At 66.3% G+C, this 25,451-nt stretch carries 20 protein-coding genes and 2 tRNA genes; 11 read left to right on the top strand and 11 right to left on the bottom strand.

Translation table 11 applies throughout. From position 1 onward, the window contains the following. Positions 1-517 precede the first annotated feature (517 nt). Positions 518-1,087, bottom strand: coding sequence for a hypothetical protein (locus ACFOYU_RS00110; protein WP_377031984.1), 570 nt, complete (start codon positions 1,085-1,087; stop codon positions 518-520). A gap of 902 nt (positions 1,088-1,989) precedes the next feature. Between ACFOYU_RS00110 and ACFOYU_RS00105 the strand changes: the two genes are divergently transcribed. Beyond that, positions 1,990-2,064 (top strand) — tRNA-Val (locus ACFOYU_RS00105). A 580-nt stretch (positions 2,065-2,644) separates the two neighbouring features. On the opposite strand, the gene ACFOYU_RS00100 is transcribed toward ACFOYU_RS00105, so the two are convergent. Both ACFOYU_RS00100 and ACFOYU_RS00095 read right to left on the bottom strand, forming a co-directional pair. Further along, positions 2,645-2,720 (bottom strand) — tRNA-Ala (locus ACFOYU_RS00100). Positions 2,721-2,802: 82 nt separating this feature from the next. After that, on the bottom strand, positions 2,803-3,180 hold the full coding sequence (locus ACFOYU_RS00095; protein WP_226736911.1) for a TIGR02300 family protein: 378 nt from the start codon (positions 3,178-3,180) through the stop codon (positions 2,803-2,805). 164 nt (positions 3,181-3,344) lie between these two features. On the opposite strand from ACFOYU_RS00095, the gene aroA reads away from it, so the two are divergent. The 4 genes from aroA (at position 3,345) to ACFOYU_RS00075 (ending at position 6,592) form a co-directional block, all read left to right on the top strand. Next, positions 3,345-4,694, top strand: a complete 1,350-nt coding sequence (aroA, locus tag ACFOYU_RS00090) for a 3-phosphoshikimate 1-carboxyvinyltransferase (protein WP_226736913.1) — start codon at positions 3,345-3,347, stop codon at positions 4,692-4,694. An 8-nt stretch (positions 4,695-4,702) separates the two neighbouring features. Continuing rightward, entirely contained in the window at positions 4,703-5,326 is a 624-nt protein-coding gene (gene cmk / locus ACFOYU_RS00085; RefSeq protein WP_226736915.1) for a (d)CMP kinase, read from the top strand. A 65-nt stretch (positions 5,327-5,391) separates the two neighbouring features. After that, entirely contained in the window at positions 5,392-6,204 is an 813-nt protein-coding gene (locus ACFOYU_RS00080) for a DUF1194 domain-containing protein (protein WP_226736917.1), read from the top strand. A 10-nt stretch (positions 6,205-6,214) separates the two neighbouring features. Beyond that, positions 6,215-6,592 carry a methylglyoxal synthase gene (locus ACFOYU_RS00075; protein ID WP_377031983.1) on the top strand — a complete coding sequence of 126 codons (378 nt, stop codon included), beginning with the start codon at positions 6,215-6,217 and terminating at the stop codon, positions 6,590-6,592. On the opposite strand, the gene hrpB is transcribed toward ACFOYU_RS00075, so the two are convergent. From hrpB to ACFOYU_RS00060, 3 genes are all read right to left on the bottom strand, one after another. After that, on the bottom strand, positions 6,589-9,051 hold the full coding sequence (gene hrpB, locus ACFOYU_RS00070; protein ID WP_377031982.1) for an ATP-dependent helicase HrpB: 2,463 nt from the start codon (positions 9,049-9,051) through the stop codon (positions 6,589-6,591). The genes ACFOYU_RS00075 and hrpB overlap by 4 nt on opposite strands. A 42-nt stretch (positions 9,052-9,093) precedes the next feature. Continuing rightward, positions 9,094-9,711 (bottom strand): HAD family phosphatase, encoded by a 618-nt coding sequence (locus ACFOYU_RS00065; protein WP_226736923.1) that lies wholly within the window; start codon positions 9,709-9,711, stop codon positions 9,094-9,096. Between the two features lie 99 nt (positions 9,712-9,810). Then, positions 9,811-12,099: an NADP-dependent malic enzyme gene (locus tag ACFOYU_RS00060; protein ID WP_377031981.1), complete on the bottom strand. Its 2,289-nt coding sequence runs from the start codon at positions 12,097-12,099 to the stop codon at positions 9,811-9,813. Positions 12,100-12,245: 146 nt separating this feature from the next. Here ACFOYU_RS00060 and mutS point away from each other — a divergent pair, with 146 nt between their 5' ends. After that, positions 12,246-14,972, top strand: coding sequence for a DNA mismatch repair protein MutS (gene mutS, locus ACFOYU_RS00055; protein ID WP_377031980.1), 2,727 nt, complete (start codon positions 12,246-12,248; stop codon positions 14,970-14,972). 9 nt (positions 14,973-14,981) lie between these two features. Here mutS and ACFOYU_RS00050 read toward each other — a convergent pair whose 3' ends face one another. Both ACFOYU_RS00050 and ACFOYU_RS00045 read right to left on the bottom strand, forming a co-directional pair. Beyond that, positions 14,982-15,434, bottom strand: coding sequence for a response regulator (locus ACFOYU_RS00050; RefSeq protein ID WP_377031979.1), 453 nt, complete (start codon positions 15,432-15,434; stop codon positions 14,982-14,984). Next, positions 15,424-16,548, bottom strand: a complete 1,125-nt coding sequence (locus tag ACFOYU_RS00045) for a PAS domain-containing protein (RefSeq protein WP_377031978.1) — start codon at positions 16,546-16,548, stop codon at positions 15,424-15,426. Before ACFOYU_RS00045 ends, ACFOYU_RS00050 begins: the two co-directional genes overlap by 11 nt. Before the next feature lie 290 nt (positions 16,549-16,838). Here ACFOYU_RS00045 and ACFOYU_RS00040 point away from each other — a divergent pair, with 290 nt between their 5' ends. Together ACFOYU_RS00040 and ACFOYU_RS00035 are read left to right on the top strand one after the other, a co-directional pair. Beyond that, positions 16,839-18,377 (top strand): YifB family Mg chelatase-like AAA ATPase, encoded by a 1,539-nt coding sequence (locus tag ACFOYU_RS00040; RefSeq protein ID WP_377031977.1) that lies wholly within the window; start codon positions 16,839-16,841, stop codon positions 18,375-18,377. Positions 18,378-18,519: 142 nt separating this feature from the next. Continuing rightward, the gene (locus ACFOYU_RS00035) at positions 18,520-19,461 is read left to right on the top strand and encodes a GNAT family N-acetyltransferase (protein ID WP_377031976.1); all 942 of its coding nucleotides are present in this window, start codon (positions 18,520-18,522) and stop codon (positions 19,459-19,461) included. Here ACFOYU_RS00035 and queG read toward each other — a convergent pair. Further along, positions 19,449-20,690 carry a tRNA epoxyqueuosine(34) reductase QueG gene (queG, locus tag ACFOYU_RS00030; RefSeq protein ID WP_377031975.1) on the bottom strand — a complete coding sequence of 414 codons (1,242 nt, stop codon included), beginning with the start codon at positions 20,688-20,690 and terminating at the stop codon, positions 19,449-19,451. The two genes, ACFOYU_RS00035 and queG, sit on opposite strands and share 13 nt — an antisense overlap. Further along, entirely contained in the window at positions 20,588-21,280 is a 693-nt protein-coding gene (locus ACFOYU_RS00025; RefSeq protein ID WP_226736939.1) for a glutathione S-transferase family protein, read from the bottom strand. The genes queG and ACFOYU_RS00025 overlap by 103 nt, the downstream gene beginning before the upstream one ends. 176 nt (positions 21,281-21,456) lie before the next feature. On the opposite strand from ACFOYU_RS00025, the gene ACFOYU_RS00020 reads away from it, so the two are divergent. Beyond that, positions 21,457-22,254, top strand: coding sequence for an undecaprenyl-diphosphate phosphatase (locus ACFOYU_RS00020; RefSeq protein ID WP_377031974.1), 798 nt, complete (start codon positions 21,457-21,459; stop codon positions 22,252-22,254). A 22-nt stretch (positions 22,255-22,276) separates the two neighbouring features. Here the strand turns inward: ACFOYU_RS00020 and nth are convergent, their stop codons facing one another. Beyond that, entirely contained in the window at positions 22,277-23,020 is a 744-nt protein-coding gene (gene nth / locus ACFOYU_RS00015; RefSeq protein WP_377031973.1) for an endonuclease III, read from the bottom strand. 20 nt (positions 23,021-23,040) lie between these two features. Here nth and ACFOYU_RS00010 point away from each other — a divergent pair, with 20 nt between their 5' ends. Continuing rightward, on the top strand, positions 23,041-23,550 hold the full coding sequence (locus tag ACFOYU_RS00010) for a DUF2244 domain-containing protein (protein ID WP_226736945.1): 510 nt from the start codon (positions 23,041-23,043) through the stop codon (positions 23,548-23,550). A gap of 1,624 nt (positions 23,551-25,174) precedes the next feature. After that, positions 25,175-25,451 (top strand): hypothetical protein (locus ACFOYU_RS00005; RefSeq protein WP_377031972.1); only part of this gene is annotated, 277 nt, incomplete at its 3' end.

Below are 25,451 nucleotides of genomic sequence, written 5' to 3'. Positions count from 1 at the left end.
ATCCAAATAGCCAGTTAAAAGCATTCGAATTGATGATCACTTTCTTGGAAATTCCTAGCCAAAAACTTAGCCGGCTTTGGCGGTCCGAGAGAAACCTATCTCGGATCTGTTTACCTCGCTTGTGCGGGAGTCCTGTTTTATTCTAACCTCCGACGGATTGTCGGAAACGCGATTACCTCACAGGCTGACGCCGTACCGCATGTGCGACTGAGTTGTCCTGCCCGCGCCTGCCCAGCCACGGCGCTAAAGAGGGCGCGCAGGCCGTATAGACGGGGAGGTGCAATTGCAAATGTGCGAAGAGACGACCGTCGGGCAAAAAAATTGACGGCAAGCCTAGAGGAATGCCCAGTTGCGGTTCGGTTAAACAGGAAGAGCGGCCTTGCGACCGCCCCTGCTCCGAAGAGCCCCTACCCCACCGGACTGCGCCACACCGGGCTAGACCACGCCACGCCACGCCACGCCACGCTACGCAACGCCACATCGCATCCCGCCAATCCAAGCCTTGCTTGACCGCGCTCTAAAGTGCCTGCGCGCTGAAGCGCCCGAACTTTGGGCGCCAATCGCCAATTCCGACGACCGCGCCCGCCGTGCGGACCATTTCCTCAACCTCGGACCGGTTCAACTGACCGGGCACGAAGTCTACGGAAATCTCTGATGCCCATTCCCTGAAGATTGGGCGTGTTCTCATCACCTTGTTGCGCTGGACCTTAACACCAACAGTAAGGCGGAAGCGTTCATCGGCCCACAGCTCGGTTGTTGTGCGTGGACCGTCATACTCAATCGCAAAGTTGCCGCTTGAGATGAGGCCGGCCTTCGCCTGTTGCCCCTTGCGCATTTTGCGAGCAGCCTCGACCAGAGTGGCCTCGATAATCTCACCCGGGAGGCAAGGCTCACCATTATCCAGGTACAGCCCACCAAGGAACTCCAGTCGCGCCAACTCTTCGAAGTCAGCGTCAGTCTTTGCCCGCTTGCTCGAAACACGCTTCATTTCTTTGGCTATCGGATCGAGCGGGTTGGCGAGGCGCCCATTGTGACAGATCAGGCCCGATACGCCGGTAAGACGAAACTTCAATCTCTGGTACTGCATGTTTCACCTCGACATGGCTTGGCGTCACGCGCTCGAAATTGCTCACTGTGTGGACACGGGCGGCATAGCGGCGGCGGCGGATGAGGGTCGTGATGGCGTGGTGGCAGCCATCAGGTCCACCACAGAGAGTCGTCAGGTCATCAACGGTTTCCGCCCCGAGTACAGTCGGATAGGTACGGTGATGGACTTCCAGCCCTTCCGCTGCATTGCAGCCACGACAGCGGAATCCATCGCGAGCCAGAGCCTCCTGGCGCAAGGCCGCCCATTGAGGTGATGCAATGTAATCCTCGTATGTCACGCCCATCATCCTCGCCTGCGGTGAGAAACAAGAATCAGTTCTGCGTCCAGATTAAAGCTTAGCCGTTAGCGTGGATGGAGAGCCACTTTGGAGGGAGCAAAGGGTGCGGACGGATATTACTGACACGGCAATATGGACTATGACGCGTTACGGTCAGCCGTTGAGCGAAGCAGCTCAATTTCGCAAGGCAAGCGAGGCGGCCTGCAAGGATGCTCCAGTAATCTCGGTCACACGGGTCACACCAATCACAAAGCTCGTGTGACTGACTAAGCCATTGAAACATAAGGCGGTCACACGAGTCACACCGGTCACATCAAGTAATCTGTTGTGTCAGCGGCAATCCACCCTGCGGCGTCAGGCCGTTGGCCGCACCACAAAAAATTAGCCGTGATCTGGGCAGCGATAGGGACAGTACAGGGCAGAACCGACGCAATTCCACCAGCCTGATGTACTCGCATGTCAGGGCAGGAAGGGGCGCCTGATACAATTGGCACTCTGGACTCGCCCCACACAATCCTAGGAAGGAACCTACAGGGCTTGCGGCCCTCAAAGCCGCCGGGTATAGCAGCGCTCCCTTCGGCTGGACCTAAAACCATTAAGCCGTGGGCGCGTAGCTCAGTGGGAGAGCACTACGTTGACATCGTAGGGGTCGCTGGTTCAATCCCAGCCGCGCCCACCATTAGCAGAACGGCTGCATCGCGCGGATCGGCCTAAACCAAGCGCATCTATTGTACGAACAGCTTCTGAGCAGAGCGAAGTGCGTCATCGTCGGATGGGAACGGCCCCTGAGGCTCACCGATTTCCTGCCCCTCGACACTAATCTGGTAATACCAGCCGAAATCGTCCTTCTGGCCCGGAAGCGAGGAGTCGATTCGAAAGACCTCGATGCTGGGAGTGAGGCCGTTGCTAAGGGAGATTGTATGGACCTGACTCATAGCTGCCTGACAGGTTTCGACAGACGTTAGTTGGCGCATTTTTATTGCTAATAGATCGAGTTCAACCCAGCACGTGGGTACGCTGTTCCTTTACACAATATATGACGGGCGACGGGGCTCGAGCCCGCGCGCGATCTCCGGCGTGAACCGACTGAACTACGCCCGCACGCTCCAATGTTTTCGACCACTTGGTCTTTGGTAGAGCCACAACTCGCTTACGGTCGCTCTCAACTGCCGTGGTCACCCGGTGGTCACCGAAGCCATGCGGCAGGAACCTACCTGGGGTAGTCGCCCATCCAACTCACTAGGATTTAAAGGGAAATTTGGTGGAGCCAGGCGGAATCGAACCGCCGACCTCTTGAATGCCATTCAAGCGCTCTCCCAACTGAGCTATGGCCCCACTCCGGTTGCGGCGCTTGGGTGTCGCCGCAGGGGAAGCCGCCGAAGCAGCGGCGTCTCTATAGTCGGGTCTGACGGGAGGTTCAAGCCTCTTCGTCGTCCTCCAGATCGCTGTCGATCAGATCGGAAACGTCGTCGTCGCCCTCCTCCTCGTCCTCGAGGAAGGTGTCGTCGTCGGCCACGTCGTCGCCCACGTCGATGTCGTCGTCCGACGGCAGATCCTTGTCGGCCTCGCTGGCCTCGACCTCATCCAGGGAAACCAGCTCCGGACCCACTGATTCGATATCGCTCTCGTCGTCGTCGGTGCTGCGGGCCACCACAGGCGCCGGGGCACGGGCCAGAGCCGTCGCCTGGAACACGGTGCCGCATTTCGGGCACACCGCAGGGTCCTTGTTGAGATCGTAGAATTTCGCGCCGCAGCTCATGCACTGGCGCTTCAAGCCGAGTTCCGGTTTGGCCACGGGGGTCTACCTTCGAAGTGATGGTCGGGAACGCTCCGTTAGTCGCGGGGGCATCCCTTGTCAAATAGGAAATTGCAGCGGATGGCCCCATCGGGGACAGCTTCGGGATGACGGCACCGAAACCCCGTGTTAGGAGCCGCCCCGAAGGACGAGAGGAAGCAAGAATGTCGCACGCGCATGGCTTGGCATCACCGGTCACGAGCAAGGCGGGAACGGCCCTGAAGGGACGCATCCGCGTGCCGGGCGACAAATCCATCTCCCATCGCTCCATGATCTTCGGCCTGCTGGCCATCGGGGAGACGCGGGTCGAGGGCCTCCTCGAGGGCGAGGACGTGCTGCGCACGGCGGAAGCCTGCAAGGCCCTGGGAGCCGGTATCACGCGGGAGGCGCCGGGGCGCTGGCGCATCCGGGGCGCGGGCATCGGCGGCCTGAGCGAGCCCGCAGGCGTTCTCGATTTCGGCAATGCGGGCACGGGCTCGCGGCTCATGATGGGGGTCGCCGGCAGCCATCCCATCACCGCGACCTTCGATGGCGACGCCTCCCTGCGCAAGCGTCCCATGCGCCGCATTCTCGATCCTCTGGTGCGCATGGGCGTCACGGTGGTCAGCGAGGCCGAGGGCGGCCGGGTGCCGCTGACCCTGCGCGGGCCGCGCGAGACCATCCCGATCACCTACGAGACCCCCGCGGCCTCGGCCCAGATCAAGTCGGCGATCCTGCTGGCGGGCCTGAACTCCCCCGGCCGGACGACCGTGATCGAGCGCGAGGCGACCCGCGACCACACGGAACGGATGCTCCGTCACTTCGGCGCCACGGTGGACGTCCAGCCCCATGGGGAGGATGGCCGCGCCGTCACCCTTCAGGGACAGCCCGAGCTTCGCGGCTCCACGGTCGTGGTTCCGACGGACCCCTCATCCGCCGCCTTCCCCCTCGTGGCGGCCCTGATCACTCCCGGCTCCGATATCGTGATCGAGGGAGTGATGATGAACCCCCTGCGCACGGGCCTCATCACGACGCTCCTTGAGATGGGCGCGTCCATCGAGCGACTGAACGAGCGCGACGAGGGCGGGGAGACCGTGGCGGACCTGCGCGTGCAGGCGAGCCGCCTGACGGGCGTGACGGTTCCCGCCGCTCGGGCGCCGGCCATGATCGACGAATACCCGATCCTCGCGGTCGCGGCCTCCTTCGCGGAGGGCACCACCAGGATGCAGGGGCTTCACGAACTCAGGGTCAAGGAATCCGACCGTCTCGCAGCCGTCGCGGCAGGGTTGGCCGAGGCGGGCGTCGAACACGAGATCGAGGGCGACGACCTCATCGTCCACGGCTCCGGCGGACGGGTCCGCGGCGGCGGCAATCCGGTCAAGACCCATCTCGACCACCGCATCGCCATGTCGTTTCTCGTCATGGGGCTTGCAGCCCGGGAGCCCGTGACCGTCGACGACGGCGCCATGATCGCCACGAGTTTCCCGTCCTTCATACCGCTCATGCGCGAACTCGGCGCCGCGATCCAGGATTGAGCCGCCGCATGATCATCGCCATCGACGGTCCCGCAGCATCGGGCAAAGGCACCCTCGGCAAGCGTCTCGCCGAGCATTTCGGCTTCGCGCATCTCGACACCGGGCTCCTGTACCGGGCCGTGGCCCGCGTCCTGCTGGACAGGGGCGTCGCCCTCACCGACCGGGACGCGGCGGCTCTCGTGGCACGGGAGCTCGACGTCACCCACCTGGACGATCCGCGCCTGCGCGGCGCCGAAATGGGAGAGGCCGCCTCCGTCGTTTCGGCCTATCAGCCCGTCAGGGACGCCCTGCTGGCGTTCCAGCGCCAGTTCGGCGACCAGGAGCCCGGCGCCGTGCTCGACGGACGGGACATCGGAACGGTGGTCTGCCCTCATGCGGACGTGAAGCTCTTCATCACGGCCAGCCCCGAGGAGCGGGCGAAGCGGCGGCATCTCGAACTCACCAAGCGGGGCGAGGCCCCGCCCTACGAGACGATCCTCGACGACATCCGCCGTCGCGACGAGCGGGACATGAACCGCAGCAACGCTCCTCTCAAGGCCGCGGACGACGCCCTGACGCTGGACACCACCCATCTGGACGCGGATGCTGTCTTTCAAGCTGCGCTGGAACTCGTGCGGGGGAAGCAGACTTAACCTTGAGCTGGCCTGGGAAGCCGGCAAATCCTCAGAACCGACCCTGCTCCGAAGAGGAGAGTTCGATGGTTCGCCGCGGCTGCACTTCTCTCGTCGCAGGGCTGGCCCTGCTGTGCTCCCTCTTCGCCCTTCCCTCCGAAGCCGAGGCCCAGACCGAGGTGGACCTCGCCCTCGTGGTGGCGGTCGACATCTCGTTTTCCATGGACACGGAAGAGCAGGCTCTCCAGCGGGAGGGCTTCGCCCAGGCCTTCCGCTCCCAGCTCGTTCACGAGGCGATCCGGGGCGGAATGCTCGGAAGGATCGCGGTCACCTACATGGAATGGTCCGGCTCGATGGAGCAGAAGGTGATCGTTCCCTGGACGGTTCTCGACAACTCGGAAAGCCTGATGGCCTTCGCCGACAGGATCGCCACGGTGCCCCTGCGCCGCGCCCAGCGCACCTCCATTTCCGGCGCCATCGACTTCAGCGTCAAGCTGCAGGAGGAGAGCGGGTTCGAGGCGACGCGCCGCGTCATCGACGTGTCGGGCGACGGCCCCAACAACCAGGGCCGTGCGGTCGTCCAGGCCCGCGACGAGGCCCTGGCGAAGGGGATCACGATCAACGGGCTCCCCATCATGCTGCGCAAGCCCGGCTATCTCGACATCCCGGAGCTCGACGTCTACTACAAGGACTGCGTGATCGGCGGTCAGGGGGCGTTCATGGTACCGGTGCGGGAGCGCGACCAGCTCATCGAAGCGATCAAGACCAAGATCCTCCTCGAGATCGCCAATCTCACCCCTCCCGAGCCTGAGGGATCCCTCATCAAGCGCATTCAGGACACGCCACGCACCAATTGCCTGTCCGGCGAGATGCAGTGGCGGGACCGCTGGAACAACTGACAGACCGACCATGACCAAACTGACGTTGGCGCTCGTGGCCCACGACGCCAAGAAGGACGACATGGCCCGCTTCGTGGCCATGCACGAGAACGCCCTGCGCCCCTTCGAGCTCTTCGCGACGGGAACGACCGGCAGCCGGGTGATGGAGAAGTGTCCGTCCCTCTCCGTGACGCGCCTCAAGAGCGGCCCCCTGGGCGGGGACCAGCAGATCGGCGCGATGATCGCGGAGGGAAAGGTCGACGTCCTGTTCTTCTTCGTCGATCCGCTCTCGCCCCACCCGCACGACGTGGACGTGAAGGCGCTGATGCGCCTTGCCCTCGTCTACAACATTCCCATGGCCCTCAATCCCGCAACGGCGGAACGGCTGATCGCCACATTCGCCTCTTAGGTCCCCCGGGGCTTGGCCCGGCGGGTGGGCGGCGCCGTCACCGGGTCCTCCGGCCAGGGATGCTTCGGATATTGCCCGCGCATATCCGCCCGCACGGCGGCCCAGGACCCGCGCCAGAAGCCGGGGAGATCCCGCGTGATCTGGATCGGCCGCTGCGCCGGCGAGAGCAGGTGGAGGATCAGCGGCACCCGGCCGCCGGCAATGGTCGGATGCTTGTCCAGACCGAACAGCTCCTGCACGCGAACGGCCAGGACCGGTCCTTCCTCGGCTCCGTAGTCGATGGGGATCTGCGATCCGGTCGGGACTTCGAGATGGGTCGGCGCCTCCGCATCGAGGCGCCGCTGCAGGTTCCACGGCAGCAGCGACCGCATCGCTTCGCTCAGGAGATCGGCGCCGATGTCGCCGAGGCCGCTTCTCCCGACGAGATGCGGCGCAAGCCAGTCCTCGATGCCGGCGATCAGCGCCTCGTCGGAGAGGTCCGGCCACTCGTCTCCCTCCGCCCGGCGGAGGAACATGACGCGCTCGCGCCACTGCGCCAGCGCCTTCGAGAAAGGCAGGGCCTCGACCCCCAGAGACCCCAGACCCTCCGCGAGGCTGCGGGCCGCCGCCTCCGTCGCCGGAACCGGCAGGGGCCGCTCGTTCAGGGAAAGAGCCCCGTAGCGCCGGATCGCTCGCGCCCGCAGGGCGCGGGCCTGCCGGTCGAAGACGACCTCCTCCCGCTGCTCGATGTCGCCGCCGAGGCAGGCTTCGATCTCCTCCGGCGTGATCGGAGCGGCCGCCAGGATCCGCGCCGCCGCGGCTCCGCCGGAAATTTCGGCGATGGCCAGATAGGGCTCCTTTGCCAGCCTGTCGTGCGGCTCCAGGGCGGCGCCCCGGCCATTAGCCATCAGATACTCACCCGTCTTGCCCCTCGCCTTGGCGAGACGGTCGGGATAGGCCAGCGTCAGCAGGGCGCCGACGGAGCGGGCCTCACCCCTTCCCTGCGCGGCGCTCCTGGCCCAGCCCTGCGCCATCCGCCGCATGTCCTCGGCCCGTTTCGAGCGGTCGCGCCGGAAGCGCTCCACCCGCTCGGTCAGGTCCGCCGCATCCCCGCCGAGGCCCCGCTCCACGAGGATTGCGGCAAGATCGGCCGCATCCTGCGCCTGTCCGGTCTCGCCCGCGACGAGCACCATTCGCGCGAGACGCGGCGGCAGCGGGAGGTTGCGCAGGCGCCGCCCCGTTTCCGTGATCCGCCCGTCATCGTCGAGCGCATGGAGTTGCTGCAGCAGCGTGCGCGCCTCCTTCAGGGCCGGGCGGGGCGGCGGATCGAGGAAGGCGAGCGTCGTCGGGTCGGCAACGCCCCAGGCCGCGCAGTCGAGCAGCAGCGGCGCGAGATCGGCGGAGAGGATCTCCGGCCGGGCATAGGCTTCGAGCGCCCCCGTGGCCGCCTCCTCCCAGAGGCGGTAGCACACCCCCGGTTCGGTTCGCCCGGCGCGCCCCCGGCGCTGATCGGCGGCGGCGCGCGAGACGCGCACGGTCTCCAGCCGGGTCAGGCCGATATTCGGCTCGAAGACGGGGACACGGGCGAGCCCGGAATCCACCACCACGCGCACGCCTTCGATGGTCAGCGACGTCTCGGCGATGGAAGTCGCGAGCACCACCTTGCGGCGGCCGGGCTTGGCGGGGCTGACGGCGAGATCCTGCTCGCCCCGGTCGAGGGCGCCGTAGAGCGGCGCGATGTCGACGGCAGGATCGGCGACCCGCTCGCGCAGGAGCGTTTCGAGACGGCGGATTTCGCCCTGCCCCGGCAGGAAGACGAGGATGGAGCCGGGTTCGGCCCGCAGCGTCCGCGTGACGGCATCCGCGAGCTGCTCCTCGATGCGCCGGTTGGGATCCCGCCCGAGATAGCGGGTCTCGACCGGAAAGGCCCTGCCTTCGGATTCCACCACGGGGGCGTCGCCGAGGAGCCGCGCAACCCGGGCGCCGTCGAGGGTCGCGGACATGACGAGGAGGCGCAGGTCCTCCCTCAGGCCTCCCTGCGCGTCGAGGGCGAGCGCGAGCCCCAGATCCGCATCGAGCGAGCGCTCGTGGAACTCGTCGAACAGGACCGCCGCCACGCCCTCCAGGGACGGATCGTCCAGGATCATGCGGGCGAACACGCCTTCGGTCACCACCTCGATCCGGGTCCTGCTACTGATCTTCGATCCCAGGCGGACGCGCAGGCCGACCGTCTCGCCGACCGCCTCGCCCAGGGTCTGCGCCATGCGGGCCGCCGCGGCCCGCGCCGCCAGGCGGCGCGGCTCCAGCAGAATGAGCTTTCCGCCCCCGACCCAGGGCTCGTCGAGGAGGGCCAGGGGAACGCGCGTCGTCTTGCCCGCGCCCGGAGGGGCGACGAGGACCGCGTTCGGGCGCTCCCGCAGCTTCCCGGTCAGCTCGGCAAGAACGGCGTCGATGGGCAGGGACGTGTCGAAGGCGCGCATGGGGCCTGATCGCTCAACACCGCCGAGAGGGCAAGCCCGCTCTCAGACTTCGATGCCGTGCTTGCGCAGCTCGGCCGCCAGATCCATCGGCTCGGCATAGTGGATCGCGTGCATGCCGACGGCGCGGGCGCCTTCCACATTGGCCTTGGAATCGTCGATGAAGATGCAGTCCTGCGCCTTCAGTCCGTAGCGGTCGAGCAGCAGGCGGTAGATTTCCGCGTCCGGCTTCAGCATGCGCTCGTCGCCCGAGACGATGACGCCGTCGAAGCTGGCCAGGAAGGGATAGCGCTCCTTCGCCTCGACGAACTTCGCCCCGGAGAAATTGGTGATGCAATAGGTCGGAACGCCGGCCTCCCGCAGCCGCCCGAGCAGGGCCACGTTTTCCTCGATGACGCCGGCGACGGTCTCGTGCCACCGCTCATGGAAGGCGCGGATCGGCGTCTCGTGGTCGGGGTAGTCCTTCACCAGAAGGGCGACCGCCTCGTCCCAGTCGCGGCCGCGATCCTGCTCGATGTTCCACTGGCTCGTGCAGATCGTGGACAGGAACCACTCCATCTGCGCCTCGTCGTCGAAGATGCGGCGGTAGAGATTGCGCGGGTCCCAGCGCAGCAGAACATTGCCCACGTCGAACACGACGATCTTTGGCTTCTCGGTAGTCAAGACTTATCCCCCAAACGGCTTCGCGGAGGATTTAGCCTTTCCGGAGGTGTAAGGCTATTCTCAAAACCGGGCCCCTCCGGGAAGGCGCCATCGGCGGGGTCACCCGCCGATGTTGTAGGCCGCAAGCGCCGCCATGTTGACGATGTCGGCATCGGTCGCGCCGAGGGAGACGATCTGGACCGGCTTGTCGAGGCCGACGACGAGCGGTCCCAGCACCATCGCGCCGCCGAGTTCCTGCAGCATCTTGGTGGAAATCGAGGCCGAATGGAAAGCCGGCATGACCAGGACGTTGGCCGGCCCCGTGAGCCGGCTGAACGGATACTGCACCATCAGGTCCCGGTTCAACGCCACGTCGGCGGACATCTCGCCGTCGTACTCGAAATCCAGGCGCATGCCGTCGAGGATCTGGACCGCCTCCTGGATCTTCTCCGCCCGCTCCGCCCGGGGATGGCCGAAGGTGGAGAAGGAGAGAAGCGCCACGCGGGGCTCGTAGCCGAGGCGGCGGGCGACGCCGGCCGCCTCGATGGCGATCTCGGCCAGCTCCTGGGCGCTCGGCATCTCGTGGATGGCGGTATCCGCCACGAGCACGTTGTGGCTCCGCGTCAGGCAGAGCGAAATGCCGATGACCCGGTGCCCCGGCTTGGCGTCGATCACGTGGCGCACGTCCGCGAGCGCGGTGGAGTAGTTGCGCGTCGCGCCGGTCACCATGGCATCCGCGTCGCCCAGGGCGACCATGGAGGCGGCGAAGTGGTTGCGGTCCTGGTTGATCAGGCGCTGGCAGTCGCGGAACAGATAGCCTTTGCGCTGCAGGCGCTCGTACAGGAACTGCGCATAGGTGCTGTTGCGCGAGGAAAGCCGGGCATTGTGGATCTCGATGCCCTCGCGCCCCTCCAGCTCGATGCCGGCCGCCGACGCGGTTTCGTGGATGCGGTCCTCGCGGCCGACGAGGATCGCCCGCCCGAGCCCCTGGTTGACGAAGGAGAGCGCGGCGCGGATCACCTGCTCCTCCTCGCCCTCGGCGAAGACGACCCGCTTCGGGAACTTGCGCACGCGCTCGAAGATGCGGTTGAGGGTGCCGGCCACGGGATCGCGCCGGGCGGAGAGCTGCGCCTTGTAGGCGCGCATGTCCACGATGGGACGACGCGCGACGCCCGTATCCATGGCGGCCTTCGCCACCGCCATCGGGATCGTGTGGATCAGGCGCGGATCGAAGGGCACGGGAATGATGTATTCGCGCCCGAAGCGGGGACGCGCGCCCTGATAGGCGGCCGCGACCTCGTCGGGCACGTCCTCCCGGGCGAGCTCCGCCAGGGCCTGCGCCGCCGCGATCTTCATCTCCATGTTGATGGTGGTCGCCTGCACGTCCAGCGCGCCGCGGAAGATGTAGGGGAACCCCAGGACGTTGTTGACCTGGTTCGGGTAGTCGGAGCGGCCCGTGGCGATGATCACGTCGTCGCGGATGCGGGCGACCTCCTCCGGCGTGATCTCCGGATCGGGGTTGGCCATGGCGAAGATGATCGGATTGGGCGCCATGGAGCGGATCATCTCGTCCGTGAAGGCCCCCTTGGCGGACAGGCCGAACACCGCGTCCGCGCCCCTCAGGGCGTCCGCGAGGGAGCGGGCGTCGGTCTCGGCCGCATGGGCCGATTTCCACTGGTTCATGCCCTCCGTCCGGCCCCGGTAGATCACGCCCTTGGTGTCGCAGAGGATGACGTTGTTGGGCGCGAAGCCCATGGCCTTGAGGAGTTCCGTGCAGGCGATGCCCGCCGCGCCCGCGCCGTTGACCACGAGCTTGGTCTTCGCCATGTCGCGCCCGGTCAGATGGAGCGCGTTGATGAGACCGGCGGCGGCGATGATGGCCGTGCCGTGCTGGTCGTCATGAAAGACGGGAATGTCCATCATCTCGCGCAGGCGCTCTTCGATGATGAAGCATTCCGGAGCCTTGATGTCCTCGAGGTTGATGCCGCCGAAGGAGGGACCGAGATAGCGCACGCAGTTGATGAACGCGTCCGGATCCTCCGTGTCGACCTCGAGATCGATGGAATCCACGTCGGCGAAGCGCTTGAACAGGACCGACTTGCCCTCCATGACCGGCTTCGAGGCGAGCGCGCCGAGATTGCCGAGGCCGAGAATGGCCGTGCCGTTCGAGATCACCGCCACCATGTTCGAGCGGGTGGTGTAGTCGAAGGCGCGGGACGGATCCTCCGCGATGGCGAGAACGGGCACCGCGACGCCCGGCGAATAGGCCAGCGACAGGTCCCGCTGGGTCGCCATGGGCTTGGTGGGAACCACCTCCAGTTTTCCCGGTCGGCCCTGCGCGTGGAACTGCAGCGCCTCCTGATCCGTGAAAGTCGGGCGGCTGCGGCGAGACGAGGGCTGATCGGTCATGGAGTTATCGTCTTTGTGGCTGGGCGTTTCCGTAGGACCTGCGACCTTAAGGCATGGAGCGGGATTTCCTCAAGACTTGTCCACACCCTTTCCGTGGACCCTGTGACACGGGTGAAAGGCGCGGCCCACTTTGGTAAGAGGAGGACATGTCATCCCAAGCCCTCTACCAGCCGCCCGGAACTCCCGCGAAGCCAGAGCCCGCCGCCTCGAAGGTGGCGCAGGACAGCCGCGTCACGCCCATGATGGCCCAGTACATCGAGATCAAGGCGGCCAATCCGGACAGCCTCCTGTTCTACCGCATGGGAGACTTCTACGAGCTGTTCTTCGAGGATGCGGAGATCGCGAGCCAATCCCTCGGGATCGTGCTGACCAAGCGCGGAAAGCACCAGGGCCAGGACATTCCCATGTGCGGCGTGCCCGTGGACCGGGCCGACGATTACCTGCAGCGCCTGATCGGCCTCGGCCACCGGGTCGCGGTGTGCGAGCAGACCGAGGATCCGGCCGAGGCGAAGAAGCGGGGCTCCAAATCGGTCGTGCGCCGGGACGTGGTGCGCCTCGTCACGCCCGGCACGATCACCGAGGAGCGCCTGCTCGAGCCGGGCCGGGCCAACTACTTCCTCGCCATCGCGCGCCGGCGCGTCTCGGATACGCAATGGTGCTACGGCCTTGCCGCCGTCGACATTTCCACCGGCCATTTCGTCCTGAGCGAGACGGATGCGGCGGGCCTCCCGGCCGAGATCGCCCGGTTCGACCCCCGCGAGATCCTGGTGCCGGACGTCATCCACGACGATCCGGAACTGGCGGCGTTCTGGCGCGAGACCCGGGCCTCGATCACGCCGCTGTCCCGCGAAGGCCTCGATCCGGCATCGGCCGAGCGGCGCCTGAAGGACCATTTCGGCGTCGCGACGCTCGATTCCTTCGGCTCCTTCGGCCGGGCCGAGATCACGGCTGCCGGCAGCGCCCTGTTCTATATCGAGAAGACCCAGATCGGCAGCCGCCCGATCCTCAACCCGCCGACCCGGGAGGATGCGGGCGCGACCCTGGCGATCGATTCCGCCACCCGGGCCAATCTCGAACTCACGCGCACCCTTTCCGGCGAGCGCGCCGGGAGCCTTCTGGCGACCATCGACTGCACGGTGACCCCGGGCGGTGCCCGCTGCCTCGCCGAGCGCCTGGCAGGTCCCCTCACCGATCCGCACCAGATCCAGGACCGGCAGGATGCCGTCGCCGCCCTCGTGGACAACGGGGACCTGCGCGACCGCCTGCGGCGCATCCTCAAGCGCTCGCCGGATCTCGCCCGGGCGCTCTCGCGCCTCAGCCTCGGACGGGGCGGGCCCCGCGACCTCGCCTGCGTGCGCGACGGCCTCTTCGCGGCGCGGGATCTGGGCCTCGAACTCGCGATCACCCCGGACCTGCCGAAGGAACTCCGACACGCCGCGGAACGGCTGCAGTCGCTGCGCACGGATGCGGCCGACCGGCTCGCGGCGGCGCTTGCGGAGGACCTGCCGCTGCTCAAGCGCGACGGCGGCTTCATCCGCACGGGCTTCGACCAGAACCTGGACGAGCTCCGCGAGCTCCAGCACGATTCCCGCCGCTTCATCGCCGCCCTGCAGACGCGCTACGCATCGGAGACGGGCTGCCGGACCCTGCGGGTGAAGCACAACCACATGATCGGCTACTTCGTCGAAGTGCCGCAGAACGTGGGCGAGGACCTGCTGAAGGAGCCGTGGAAGGACACCTTCGTCCACCGCCAGACCATGGCCGGCGCCATGCGCTTCTCCACCATGGAACTGGGAGAGCTCGAATCCAAGATCGCCTCCGCGTCGGACCGGGCGCTCAAGATCGAACTGGGTCTTTTCGACGACATGGCCCAGGAACTGCTCGATCTCTCGGCCGATATCGCCACCGCCGCCGAGGCGCTGGCCGTCGTGGACGTGACGGCAGCCCTGGCGGATCTCGCCGTGCGGCTCGATTGGCGCCGGCCCGTGATCGACACGAGCCTCGCCTTCCGGATCAAGGGCGGGCGCCATCCGGTGGTGGAGGCGGCCCTCAAGCGCGAGGGCGCGGCCTTCATCGCCAACGATTCCGACCTGTCGGGCCGCGATGCCGGGCACATCCTTCTGATCACCGGCCCCAATATGGGCGGCAAATCCACCTATCTGCGCCAGAACGCCCTCATCGTCGTGCTGGCGCAGATGGGATCCTTCGTTCCGGCGAAGGAGGCCCATATCGGAATCGTCGACCGGCTCTTCTCCCGCGTCGGCGCGGCGGACGACCTGGCGCGCGGACGCTCGACCTTCATGGTCGAGATGGTGGAAACGGCCGCGATCCTCAACCAGGCCACGCCCCGCTCCCTCGTGATCCTCGACGAGATCGGCCGCGGCACGGCCACCTTCGACGGCCTCTCCATCGCCTGGGCCGCCATCGAGCATCTGCACGAGGCAAACCGCTGCCGGGCTCTGTTCGCCACCCATTTTCATGAGCTGACGGCCCTGGCCGACCGCCTGGCCCGCGTTTCCAACGCGACCTTGAAAGTGACGGAGTGGAACGGGGAAGTGGTGTTCCTGCACGAGGTCGTGCCCGGTGCCGCCGACCGGTCCTACGGCCTGCAGGTGGCGCGCCTTGCCGGCCTGCCGACGGCGGTGGTGGATCGGGCCAAGACGATCCTGAGCGAGCTGGAGCGGTCCGACCGGGAGAGCCCGAAGAAGGCGCTCGTCGACGACCTGCCCCTGTTCGCGGTGCCGCTCCGCCAGGAGCCCCCCGCCCCGGCGCAAGCGGATTCCCTGCGCGAGGCCCTCGACGCCCTCGACCCCGACCAGATGACGCCTCGCGAAGCGCTGGAGGCGCTCTACCGCCTCAAGTCGGAGCGCTGATCCGAGGGCTCAGGAGACCTGGGGATTGTCTTCCCGGCGCAGGGCGCCGAAAGGAACGAAGGTCATCGTACGGGCGGCCTGCCGCTCGTCCTGCTGCTCGGAGGTGACATAGGCCAGGGCCTCCCTGACGCCGCGCTCCGTGTAGGGCTTGGCGATGACCCCGCAGGCGCCGGCGCAGTCCTCGGGAATGCGCTTGGCGTTCGCCGTCATGAACAGGACGGTGACGCCGAGTTCTCCCGTCAGGCAGCGGGACACGTCGACGCCGGTCGGGCCGTCGGACAGGTGGATGTCCACGAAGGCGAGATCGGGGGCGAGGTTCTTGCCCATGGCCACGGCCTCCTCGCAGGAGGCCGCGATGCCGATAACGTCGTGACCCAGATCCTGCAGCAGGCTTTCCAGCTCCAGGGCGATCAGGATCTCGTCTTCGACGACAAGGATGCGCAGGGATTTGCTAGGACTCAAACTGGATTTCCTCCGCGTCCAACGGCACGACGATTTCGACGCGTAAACCTGGCTTCGTGTCGAGCCAGGTCAAGTGACCTTTCAATTGGCGGACGAGCATGTCGATCAGCGTCCGGCCGAGCCCACCTTCGTGGAGGACCGCCCCGTCGAAACCGACACCGTCGTCCGCAACCGCGAGTTCGAGGCCCTTTTCGGTTTTCCCGATCTCGATTGTCAACGTCCCTTTGCGCCCCTCGGGAAAGGCGTGCTTCACGGCGTTGCCGACGAGCTCGTTGAGAAGGAGGGCGAGAGAGGCCGCCTTTGCGGCCGAGACGCTGACGGGCTCCACGTCGAGATCGAGCTCGACCTGTCCAAGGGGCAGGCCCGCCGACAATTCGGGAATCAGCTCGTGGGTGAAGGCTGCGAAGTCGAACCGGCTCACGTCCCCGGACGTGTAAAGGAGCCTGTGGACGGTCGAGAGCGCACTGATGCGCTCCGCCAGCTCCTGCAGGACCCTCCGGCTTTCGGGGCTCTTCAGGCGTCGCGCCTTCAGGAGCACGATGGACGAGATGACCTGGAGGTTGTTCTTGACCCTGTGCTCCACCTCATGGAGCAGCGCCGTCTTCTGATCGAGGGCCGATTGCAGGTCCAGGATCTGGTTCTCGATCCGCTCCTCCAGATCGGCCTTTGTCCTTGCCAGCTCGAGCTCGGCCTCCTTCTTGGCGGTGATGTCGCTTTGAAGCGAGATGAAATGGCGGAGATTGCCGTCCCGGTCATGGACCGGGCTGATGGCAAGGGCATTCCAGAAAGGGGAGCCGTCCTTGCGGTAATTGAGGACTTCCGTCTCGATGCCCTCGCCGGCGCGAAGGGCGGCATCGATGGCGGCCACCGTCGCCGGGTCCGTCCCGGGACCCTGCAGGAAGCGGCAGTTCAGGCCGACCACCTCTTCGGCGGGATAGCCGGTCATGCGGGAGAAGGCGTCGTTGACGAACACGATCGGATCGTCGGCCTGGCGGGGATCGGTCATCACCACGGCCGTCCGCAGCGACCGGAGAGCCGTCTGAAAGGCTCCGTCTGCGCCGATGTCGATCTCTTGCCTTACGTCGGTTTCGGAGGAGGAGGACTTCGCCAGCATGATCTTCTCTGACCGACGCGATCTACGGCTTCATGGGAGGCGCGAAGGCCTGTGCTCAAGCGAAATCGTGTCGTCCCTTGCCACGGCGATCTCCTCCCATCCGGTCGGGGTTCGATTCCCGGGCTCTCCGGCCCGGTTCTCTTGCCCCAGTCCGACTCAACGTCACGCCGTGGCAAGGGTTCCCGGCTGCCGGCTTCCCTGCGGCAAAGATGATCGGATGCTTAATGAAACGCTATTAAGTTTTAAACGATCGCGCTAAGAACGGGGCTTGCTTCAGGGAGGCACGCCTCATGGTCACGCGCATTTCAACCGTCGCCTTCGAGGGCATCGAAGCGCGGGCGGTCGATGTTCAGGTCCAGATCTCTCCCGGCAACGTCGCCTTCATGGTCGTCGGGCTGCCGGACAAGGCCGTGGCCGAGTCCCGCGAGCGGATCCGCTCGGCCCTGATCGCTTCGGGGCTGGCCCTGCCGGCCAAGCGGATCACGGTCAATCTCGCGCCCGCCGACCTCCCCAAGGAGGGGAGCCATTACGACCTGCCCATCGCGCTGGGCGTCATGGCGGCCATCGGGGCCGTTCCGGCGGATGCGCTCAACGGGTTTACGGTTCTGGGCGAGTTGGCCCTCGACGGCTCGATCACGCCGGTCGCGGGCGTGCTTCCCGCCGCCATGGCGGCCTTCGAGCGCCGGCACGGGCTGATCTGCCCCGCCGCCAGCGGACCGGAAGCCGCCTGGGCGAGCCGGGACATCGAGATCCTGGCGCCCCGCTCCCTGATCCAGCTCGCCAACCACTTCAAGGGCACCCAGGTCATGGCCCGGCCGGAGCCCGCGATCATGCCCCTCTCCGGCGCCCTCCCCGATCTGCGCGACATCAAGGGCCAGGAGAGCGCGAAACGCACTCTCGAAATCGCCGCCGCCGGCGCCCATAACCTGCTCATGAACGGCCCGCCCGGCGCCGGAAAGTCCATGCTGGCCCAGCGCCTCCCCTCGATCCTGCCGCCGCTCGCCCCTCGGGAGCTGCTGGAGGTGTCGATGATCCAGTCCGTGGCGGGCCTCCTGGCGAACGGCGCCCTGTCGGACCGCCGCCCCTTCCGGGCGCCGCATCACTCCGCCTCCATGGCGGCTCTCGTGGGCGGCGGGCTGAACGCGCGTCCGGGGGAGGCCTCGCTCGCCCATCACGGGGTCCTGTTCCTGGACGAGCTGCCGGAGTTCCAGCCGCAGGTGCTCGATTCCCTGAGGCAGCCCCTGGAAGCGGGCGAGATCCTCATCGCCCGCGCCAATCACCGGGTCACCTATCCGGCGCGGTTCCAGCTCGTGGCGGCCATGAATCCCTGCCGGTGCGGCCAGGCAACCGAGCCGGGCTATGTCTGCCGCCGCCAGCCCAACGAACGCTGCATCGCCCAATACCAGGCGCGCCTGTCGGGCCCCCTGCTCGACCGCATCGACCTCGTCATCGACGTGCCGGCCGTCACGGCCGCGGACCTGATCCTGCCGCCGCCGGTCGAAGGATCGGCCGAGGTGGCCGCGCGTGTCGCGGAGGCGCGCGACCGCCAGTCGAGGCGCTATGCCGCCCTGAAACTCGACGGCGTCTCCACCAACGCCGCCTGCCCCGCCCCCCTCCTCGAGGAGGTCGCCCGGCCGGATGCGGAAGGCCTGGCCCTGATCCGCGACGCGGCCAATGCCATGCGCCTCTCGGCCCGCGGCTTCCACCGGGTGCTGAAGGTGGCGCGCACATTGGCGGACCTCGACGGCGAGGACAGGGTCAGGCGCATTCATCTGGCCGAGGCCCTCTCCTATCGTGCTCATGCCGACCGTCATCCGGCGGCCGCCTGAAGCACGGGAAACTCATGGACGAACCTTGATTAGCCGCCTTATTTCCTCGATATCTCGTGTCACAAAACCGTTCGAAATGAGCTCTATGTCACGGCGCAAGGCATCCGGCCCAGGTTCCGGTCCCCATTCGAGCGAGGTTTCGATGAGTCTCTCCCCGTTGCCCGAAGCGGGCACGAGTCCCCTGGTTCCTGCAGCCGATACGCCGCACCTCGACGACATGAGCCGCTTCGTTCCCGGCCTCGCGAAGAAGGTTCGCGACTACGGCCATCTCAATCCGGTACTGGGCCGGATCGGCTCCCTCGAAGTCCGCCTCGCCACCACCACCCAGGAGATCCGGCAGGCGCAGAAACTGCGCTTCAAGGTGTTCTACGAAGAGATGTCGGCGGTCCCGAACAGCATCTCCCTCGTTTCGCGCCGGGACATCGACGATTACGACACCCTCTGCGACCACCTGCTCGTGCTCGACCACGACGTGAAGGCGAAATCGCCGCGCGGTGCGAAGCCGAAGGTCGTCGGCACCTACCGCCTCCTGCGCCAGGAGGTGGCGGACCGGAACTGGGGCTTCTACACCGCCGGCGAATACGACATCGCTCCGCTGATCGAGGCACATCGGGATCTGCGCTTCCTCGAACTGGGCCGCTCCTGCGTGCTCAAGCCCTACCGCAACAAGCGCACGGTCGAGCTCCTGTGGCACGGCATCTGGGCCTATGTGCTGCATTTCGGGATCGACGTGATGATCGGCTGCGCCAGCCTGGAGGGTACGGACCCGCAGCAGCTTGCGCTCCCCTTGAGCTTCCTGCACCACTTCGCCTCCGCGCCCGCCGAGTGGCAGGCCAGCGCCCTGCCCGAGCGCTTCACCCCCATGGACCTTCTCTCCAGGGATGCGGTCGATCCGAAGGCGGCGCTCCACGCGCTGCCGCCCATGATCAAGGGCTATCTCCGCCTCGGCGCCAGCTTCGGCCGGGGCGCGGTGATCGACCGGGAATTCGGCACCACGGACGTGCTGGTGATCCTGCCGGTCTCGGCCATCAGCCCGCGCTACATCGACCATTTCGGACCGGGCGCGAACCGTCACGCTACCTGAGCGGTCTCGTCCGCGGTGCGGCGCCATTCGCTGCGCACATCCGCATCGGCCTCCTGCTCCATCCGCTTCTCGCGATGGGCCGCCACCGCCTCCGCCGGAAGCAGGCGGGCGATCGCCCACACCGCCATGGCGCGCACGAGCGGGGACGCATCGTCGAGGAGATGCACGGCCTCTTCCGCCAGCGCCATGTCTCCCGAATTGCCGATGGCGATCAGCACGTTGCGGACGAACCGGTCGCGCCCCGTGCGCTTGATCGGCGTGCCTGAGAACCGGGTGCGGAAGGCGGGATCGTCGAGCCGGGCGAGTTCCGCCAGCGGCAGGGCGGCGAGATCCTCGCGCTGCACGAGCCGCGCCTCGCGTCCGGCCTGGGCGAACTTGTTCCACGGGCAGACCGCCAGACAATCGTCGCAGCCGAAGACCCGGTTGCCGATGCCGGGCCGCAGCTCTTCGGGGATGTGCCCCTTGTGCTCGATGGTCAGGTACGAGACGCAGCGGCGGGCATCGAGCTGGTAGGGCGCCGGGAAGGCGTTGGTCGGGCAGATGTCGAGGCAGCGGCGGCAGGAGCCGCAATGGTCGCGCTCAGGATCGTCCGCAGGGAGTTCCGCCGTGGTGAAGATCGCCCCGAGGAAGAGCCAGTTGCCGAATTCGCGCGAGACGACGACCGTGTGCTTGCCCTGCCAGCCGAGGCCGGCGGCGGCGGCCAGCGGCTTCTCCATCACGGGAGCGGTATCGACGAACACCTTCACGTCCGACCCGGCGCGGGACGCGAGGAAGCCCGCGGCCTCCTTCAGCTTGCCCTTGATGACGTCGTGATAGTCGCGGTTGCGGGCATAGACGGAGATCGAGGCGCGGTCCTTCATCGCCAGCGCGGCGAGCGGGTCCTCGGTCGGCCCGTAGTTCAGGCCGAGCAGGACGATACTCCTCACCTCGGGCCAGAGGGTCCGGGGATCGGCGCGGCGCTCGGCCGTTTCCGCCATCCACTCCATGGAGCCGTGATGGCCTTCGGCGAGCCAGGCCTGGAGGCGCCCGGCCGCGAGCGGGATCGCATCGGGCCGCGCAATGCGCACGATGTCGAACCCCAGGGCCTGCGCCCGATCGGCGAGCGCGCGCTTGAGCGCCTCGCCGTCTAGAAGTCGAGGTTGTCGTAATGCGCCGCCGGCGCCATCCCGGGCACCCGGTCCGCCAGGAGCGCGCGAAAGGACGGCCGGGACTTCACCCGGGCGTACCAATACTTCGCTGTCTCGTTCTCGTCCCATGGCACGTCGCCGAGATAATCCACCACAGACAGATGGGCAGCCGCCGCCAGATCCGCATAGGTCATCTGGTCGCCCGCCAGCCAGTTCCGCTGTGCAATCAAGTAACCGATATAGGTGAGGTGGTATCGCACATTGGTGCGCGCCGCGCGAATCGCCCCCATATCGGGGGGACCGCCACCCAGTTCGGCGGGCATGAACCGCTTATAGATCTTTTCTGTGGCGAGATAGGCGGAAACCTCGTCGTGGAACTTGACCAGGAACCATTCCAGGAGCCGACGCACCTCGACCCGCTGCACCGGGTCCTGCGGCATGAGGCGCCGATGGCCGATGGCCTCGCCGCGGGTATCGTCGAGATATTCCGCGATGATGGAGGCGCCCGGCACCGCCAGCCCATCCTCGTCGATGAAGAGAGGAAGCGATCCGCTCGGGTTGATCTCGAGGAACGGCATGCGCCGCTCCCATGGCTTCTCCTCGAGAATATGTGCGCCAATCCCCAGCTCGGCCAGGATCAAACGGGCAAACCGCGAGTGCGGGCAGAAGGGATAGGAGTGCAGGATGGCCATGAGCGTGTCAGACGCGAAACAGAGGGCGAGAATAAGGCCGCGCTTCGTTAAGGGTCGGTAAGGAGTTTTGGTGAATCCCATGTGCCGGATGCAAGCCGGCGGCACAGCATGCGCAAGCCTCCTTGACAGTCCGGGGTACACCCCTGCATCTGGCGCCGATTCAAGGATTTTCAACGATGACGCAAATCATCGAGGCTCTTTTCCTGGGCCTCATCGAAGGACTGACCGAGTTCCTGCCGGTCTCGTCCACCGGGCACCTGCTCCTCGTCGGCCACTTCCTCGGCTTCGAATCCACCGGCAAGACCTTCGAGGTGCTGATCCAGCTCGGCGCGATCCTGGCGATCCTGACGGTCTACTTCAACAGGCTCTGGACCATCGCCAAGGCCCTGCCGCACGACCCGGATGCGCGCCGTTTCGTCATCGGCGTCCTCATCGCGTTCCTGCCCGCGGCGCTCATCGGCGCCGTGCTGCACGGCTTCATCAAGGAGGTGCTCTTCAATCCCTGGATCGTGTGCATGACGCTGATCGCGGGCGGCTTCGTGCTGCTCCTGGTCGACGGCCTGCCGCTGAAGGAAGAGCACCGGGACGCGACCCGTTTTCCCCTTTCGATGTACCTCAAGATAGGCTTCATCCAGTGCATGGCGATGGTGCCCGGCGTCTCGCGCTCGGGAGCCACCATCGTGGGCGCGATGCTGCTGGGCGCGAGCAAGCGGGCGGCGGCGGAGTTCTCGTTCTTCCTCGCCATGCCGACCATGGGCGGCGCCTTCGCCTACGACCTGCTGAAGAACTACGGCATCCTGTCCGCCAACGATGTCGCGATCATCGTCGCGGGCTTCATCGCGGCCTTCCTGTCGGCGCTCGTGGTGGTGAAGGTCCTGCTCGACTACGTGTCGCGCCACGGCTACGTGCCGTTCGCCCTGTGGCGCATCGTCGTCGGCGCGGCCGGCCTCGCCGGCCTGATCGTCTTCGGGTGAGACGGCTGCCGCCTCGCCTCTCCTATCCCAGCGTCTTGTCCGGATAGCGGCACAGGTCGCTGATCGGGCAGCGCCAGCACTCGGGCTTGCGCGCCTTGCACACGTAGCGGCCGTGCAGGATCAGCCAGTGATGGGCGTGGAGCCGGTATTCGTCCCGGATCAGGGCCTCGAGCGCCACCTGCGTGTCCAGCGGCGTCCTGGTGACGGCGAGCGGAATGCGGTTGGTGACGCGGAAGATATGCGTGTCGACCGCGACGCGCGGATCGCCGAACGCGATGTTGACCACCACGCTCGCGGTCTTGCGCCCGACGCCCGGAAAACTTTCCAGGATCTCGACGGAGTTCGGCACCTCGCCGCCGAATTCCTCCACCAGCCTGCGGGAGAAGGCGATGACGTGCTTCGCCTTGGTGTTGAAGAAGTTCAGGCTCTTGATGTGCGCCTTCAGCCCGTCCTCGCCCAGGGCCAGCATCTTCTGCGGCGTATCGGCAATGCGGAACAGCTCGCGGGTGGCCTTGTTGACGCCCACGTCCGTCGCCTGGGCGGAGAGCGCCACGGCGACGAGCAGCGTGTAGGGATTGGTGTGTTCGAGTTCGCCCTTGGGCTCCGGCATCGCCTCGTGGAAGCGGCGGAAGATCTCGATCATCGTCGTCCGGTCGACCGGCTTGGGCGCGCGGGCGCGCGGCGTTTTGGCCGCACCCTTCGCGGGCGCGGCGGGACTTGCCTTGGGTTTGGAAATACGGCGGGGTGACCGCTTCAGATCGGACATGTCTGCGTTATATCTGGACTATGGCAAGCGGCAAGCTGACATCGGCGGACTCCGAGCGGTTCGAGCGCCCCGTCTTCTCGGCCGTGATCCGGCCGCACCGGTCCCTGAGCCCGCAGGGCTTCAGGATCGTGATGGTCCTCGTGTGCCTCACCTCCCTGGTTGCCAGCATTCCCTTCCTCGTCATGGGCTTCTGGCCCGTGGCCGGCTTCTTCGGCCTCGATTTCCTCGGCCTCTATATCGCGTTCCGGGTCAGCTACCGACAGGGCGAGGCCTTCGAACTCCTGGAACTGACGCCGATCCGCCTTCTCCTACGCAAGGTCACGCACCGGGGCGAGGTGCGGGAATGGCGCTTCAATCCGCTCTGGACCCGGGTGAACCGGCAGGAGGACGACGAGTTCGGCCTGCAGGAGCTGACCCTGACCTCCCGGGGCCAGAAGGTGGTCTTCGCCCACGACCTCTCCCCGCCCGAGCGGGAATCCCTGGCCGATGCCCTCGGCCGGGCTCTGGCGGATGTGAAGCGGGGCTATTGAGCCGCGGTCCGTTTCCGCGAGGGCGCGCCGCGAGGGCTCGGACGAAGGGACAGCCGGGAGAAGGCAAGAGCCGGTGTGGAACATGAATCTCCTTTCTCGGCTCTGCGGAGAATCGGAACCGACACAGGCATGGAACGAGGCTGGAAAAGGCATGGGTTTTCGGGCTGCGGGCGTATGCGCGCGGCCTTGTGGCAGTCGAGGGGGCGCGAGGAGCGAACCGGCTCGAAGGGTGGTGGTGGAGAGGGAAGAGCCGGATGGCCCCTCGCGCACGGTTCTTTTCAGGCGAACAGGCGGCGCTGGTCCGTGAACGGCCGCAGGCGAACGCCGCACGCCTGGTGCGGCCGGGCCTGCGACCCGCTCCGGCCCCAGGGCGGGTGCCTGGGCCTCCTGCCGCAGGAGGGTGCGTTCCCCTCCGGCGCAGGACTGTGTCCGGTCCCACAATCACGACGCCTCGCGAGCGCGCCCCTCGGTGGACCGGACAGGAACGATATAGCTTAGCTTGGCACAAGTGTCAAGAACAAAGTGGGAACGTTTCTGCTGGTGTTGCGGTGTCTCCCTGGCGCATGAAGTGCGGGAAGGGGATCCATTCTTCGGCTGGTGCGCATCGGTGGATTCCCTTCCCCTCCGCTGCGCTCCGGCCGGGAATGACAAAGGTGTGCGTTGCCGTCATTCCGGGGCCGCGCAGCGGAGCCCGGAACCCATAAACTCGACAGGTTCAAGAAAAGACTGTGAGCGCTTCGCTTCATCCTGCGCCGTCAGCGGCTATGGGTTCCGGGCTCGGCTCTAGCGAGCCGCCCCGGAATGACGGCGTGGAGGCCCCAACGCCACTTGAAAGCGTGGATGGCCGGGATGGCCCGGCCATGACGGGAGTGGAGCCGACCGGCTCTCCTCCCCCACGAGTTCGGCCGGTTCGAAGGCTCACGCGGGTGGCGCCAACCTGCTCTCCTCCCCCTTGTGGGGAGGAGGTGGAGGTGGGGGTGTGGGCGCCACACCGTCATAGGCTATCGCTCACACCCCCACCCTGGCCCTCCCCACAAGGGGGAGGGAATGAGGTCGCGCTGAACACCGCCTCATCCGGCAGCCTTGCACCCCCCTCAGCCGGACCTGCTCGCCTGTTGAGCATCCCACTCCTGGTCCACGGGGCGAAGAGCGCCAGTGGACGCTTCGATGCCGCTGCCGCCCTATCCCTGCTCCCTTGCCGTCTGCCGAGCGGCGGCCGGATACCCCCAAATAGCCGGATGCAGCCGGCGAATCTCCTTGCGCGTGCCTTCACACCCGCGAATCGCCACCTGGAAGCGGGGCGCGTCGCGGCCGAAAGACACAATGCCGCCAAGTTTACGCCACACCGAGCCCGGCATGTAGACCAGCTTCAGACATACTCCGTCCACAGAAGATCAAGCTGGCGCAAAATCACAAATAACTGTCCAAATATCGCAAGACACCTTTTCGGGAGCCTGGGTATTCGACGGTCGTTCGCTTGAATTATTTGGTTCAAGCATCCCACCCGCCGGACAGACTGTTTTAATTCTATAACCAGAATATTTGTCTGTTCGAACCAAGTATAAGTCTGAAATTAATACTTCAAGAACCCTCGCAAAAGAGGGACATGAAGGGGCACAATCCAATGACATTTTCAGCGTCTCAATGGCGTCCGACCACCTATGACAACGACACGTTCGTCATGGACAACTACGCTTTCATGGTCAGCGCCGAGTACAATCACAGCTTCGCCTACAACCCCACCAGCGACATCTACCGCTTCGAAGTGCGCAAGGGCGACCAGTTCTCCTCCTCGCGCTTCACCGACGTGGCCGGCTCGGAGCGTTCCGAGATCAGCCAGTCCCTGCGCCAGTCCATCGGCGGCGCCGCCAGCCACTTCTCGATCGCCTACGACTTCATGA

Source organism: Microvirga sp. GCM10011540, from assembly GCF_042650665.1.
In the GTDB taxonomy this organism is placed as follows: domain Bacteria; phylum Pseudomonadota; class Alphaproteobacteria; order Rhizobiales; family Beijerinckiaceae; genus Microvirga; species Microvirga lenta.
The sequence above is the reverse complement of the archived record's forward strand: the minus strand, read 5'-3'. Positions and strand labels throughout refer to the sequence as shown.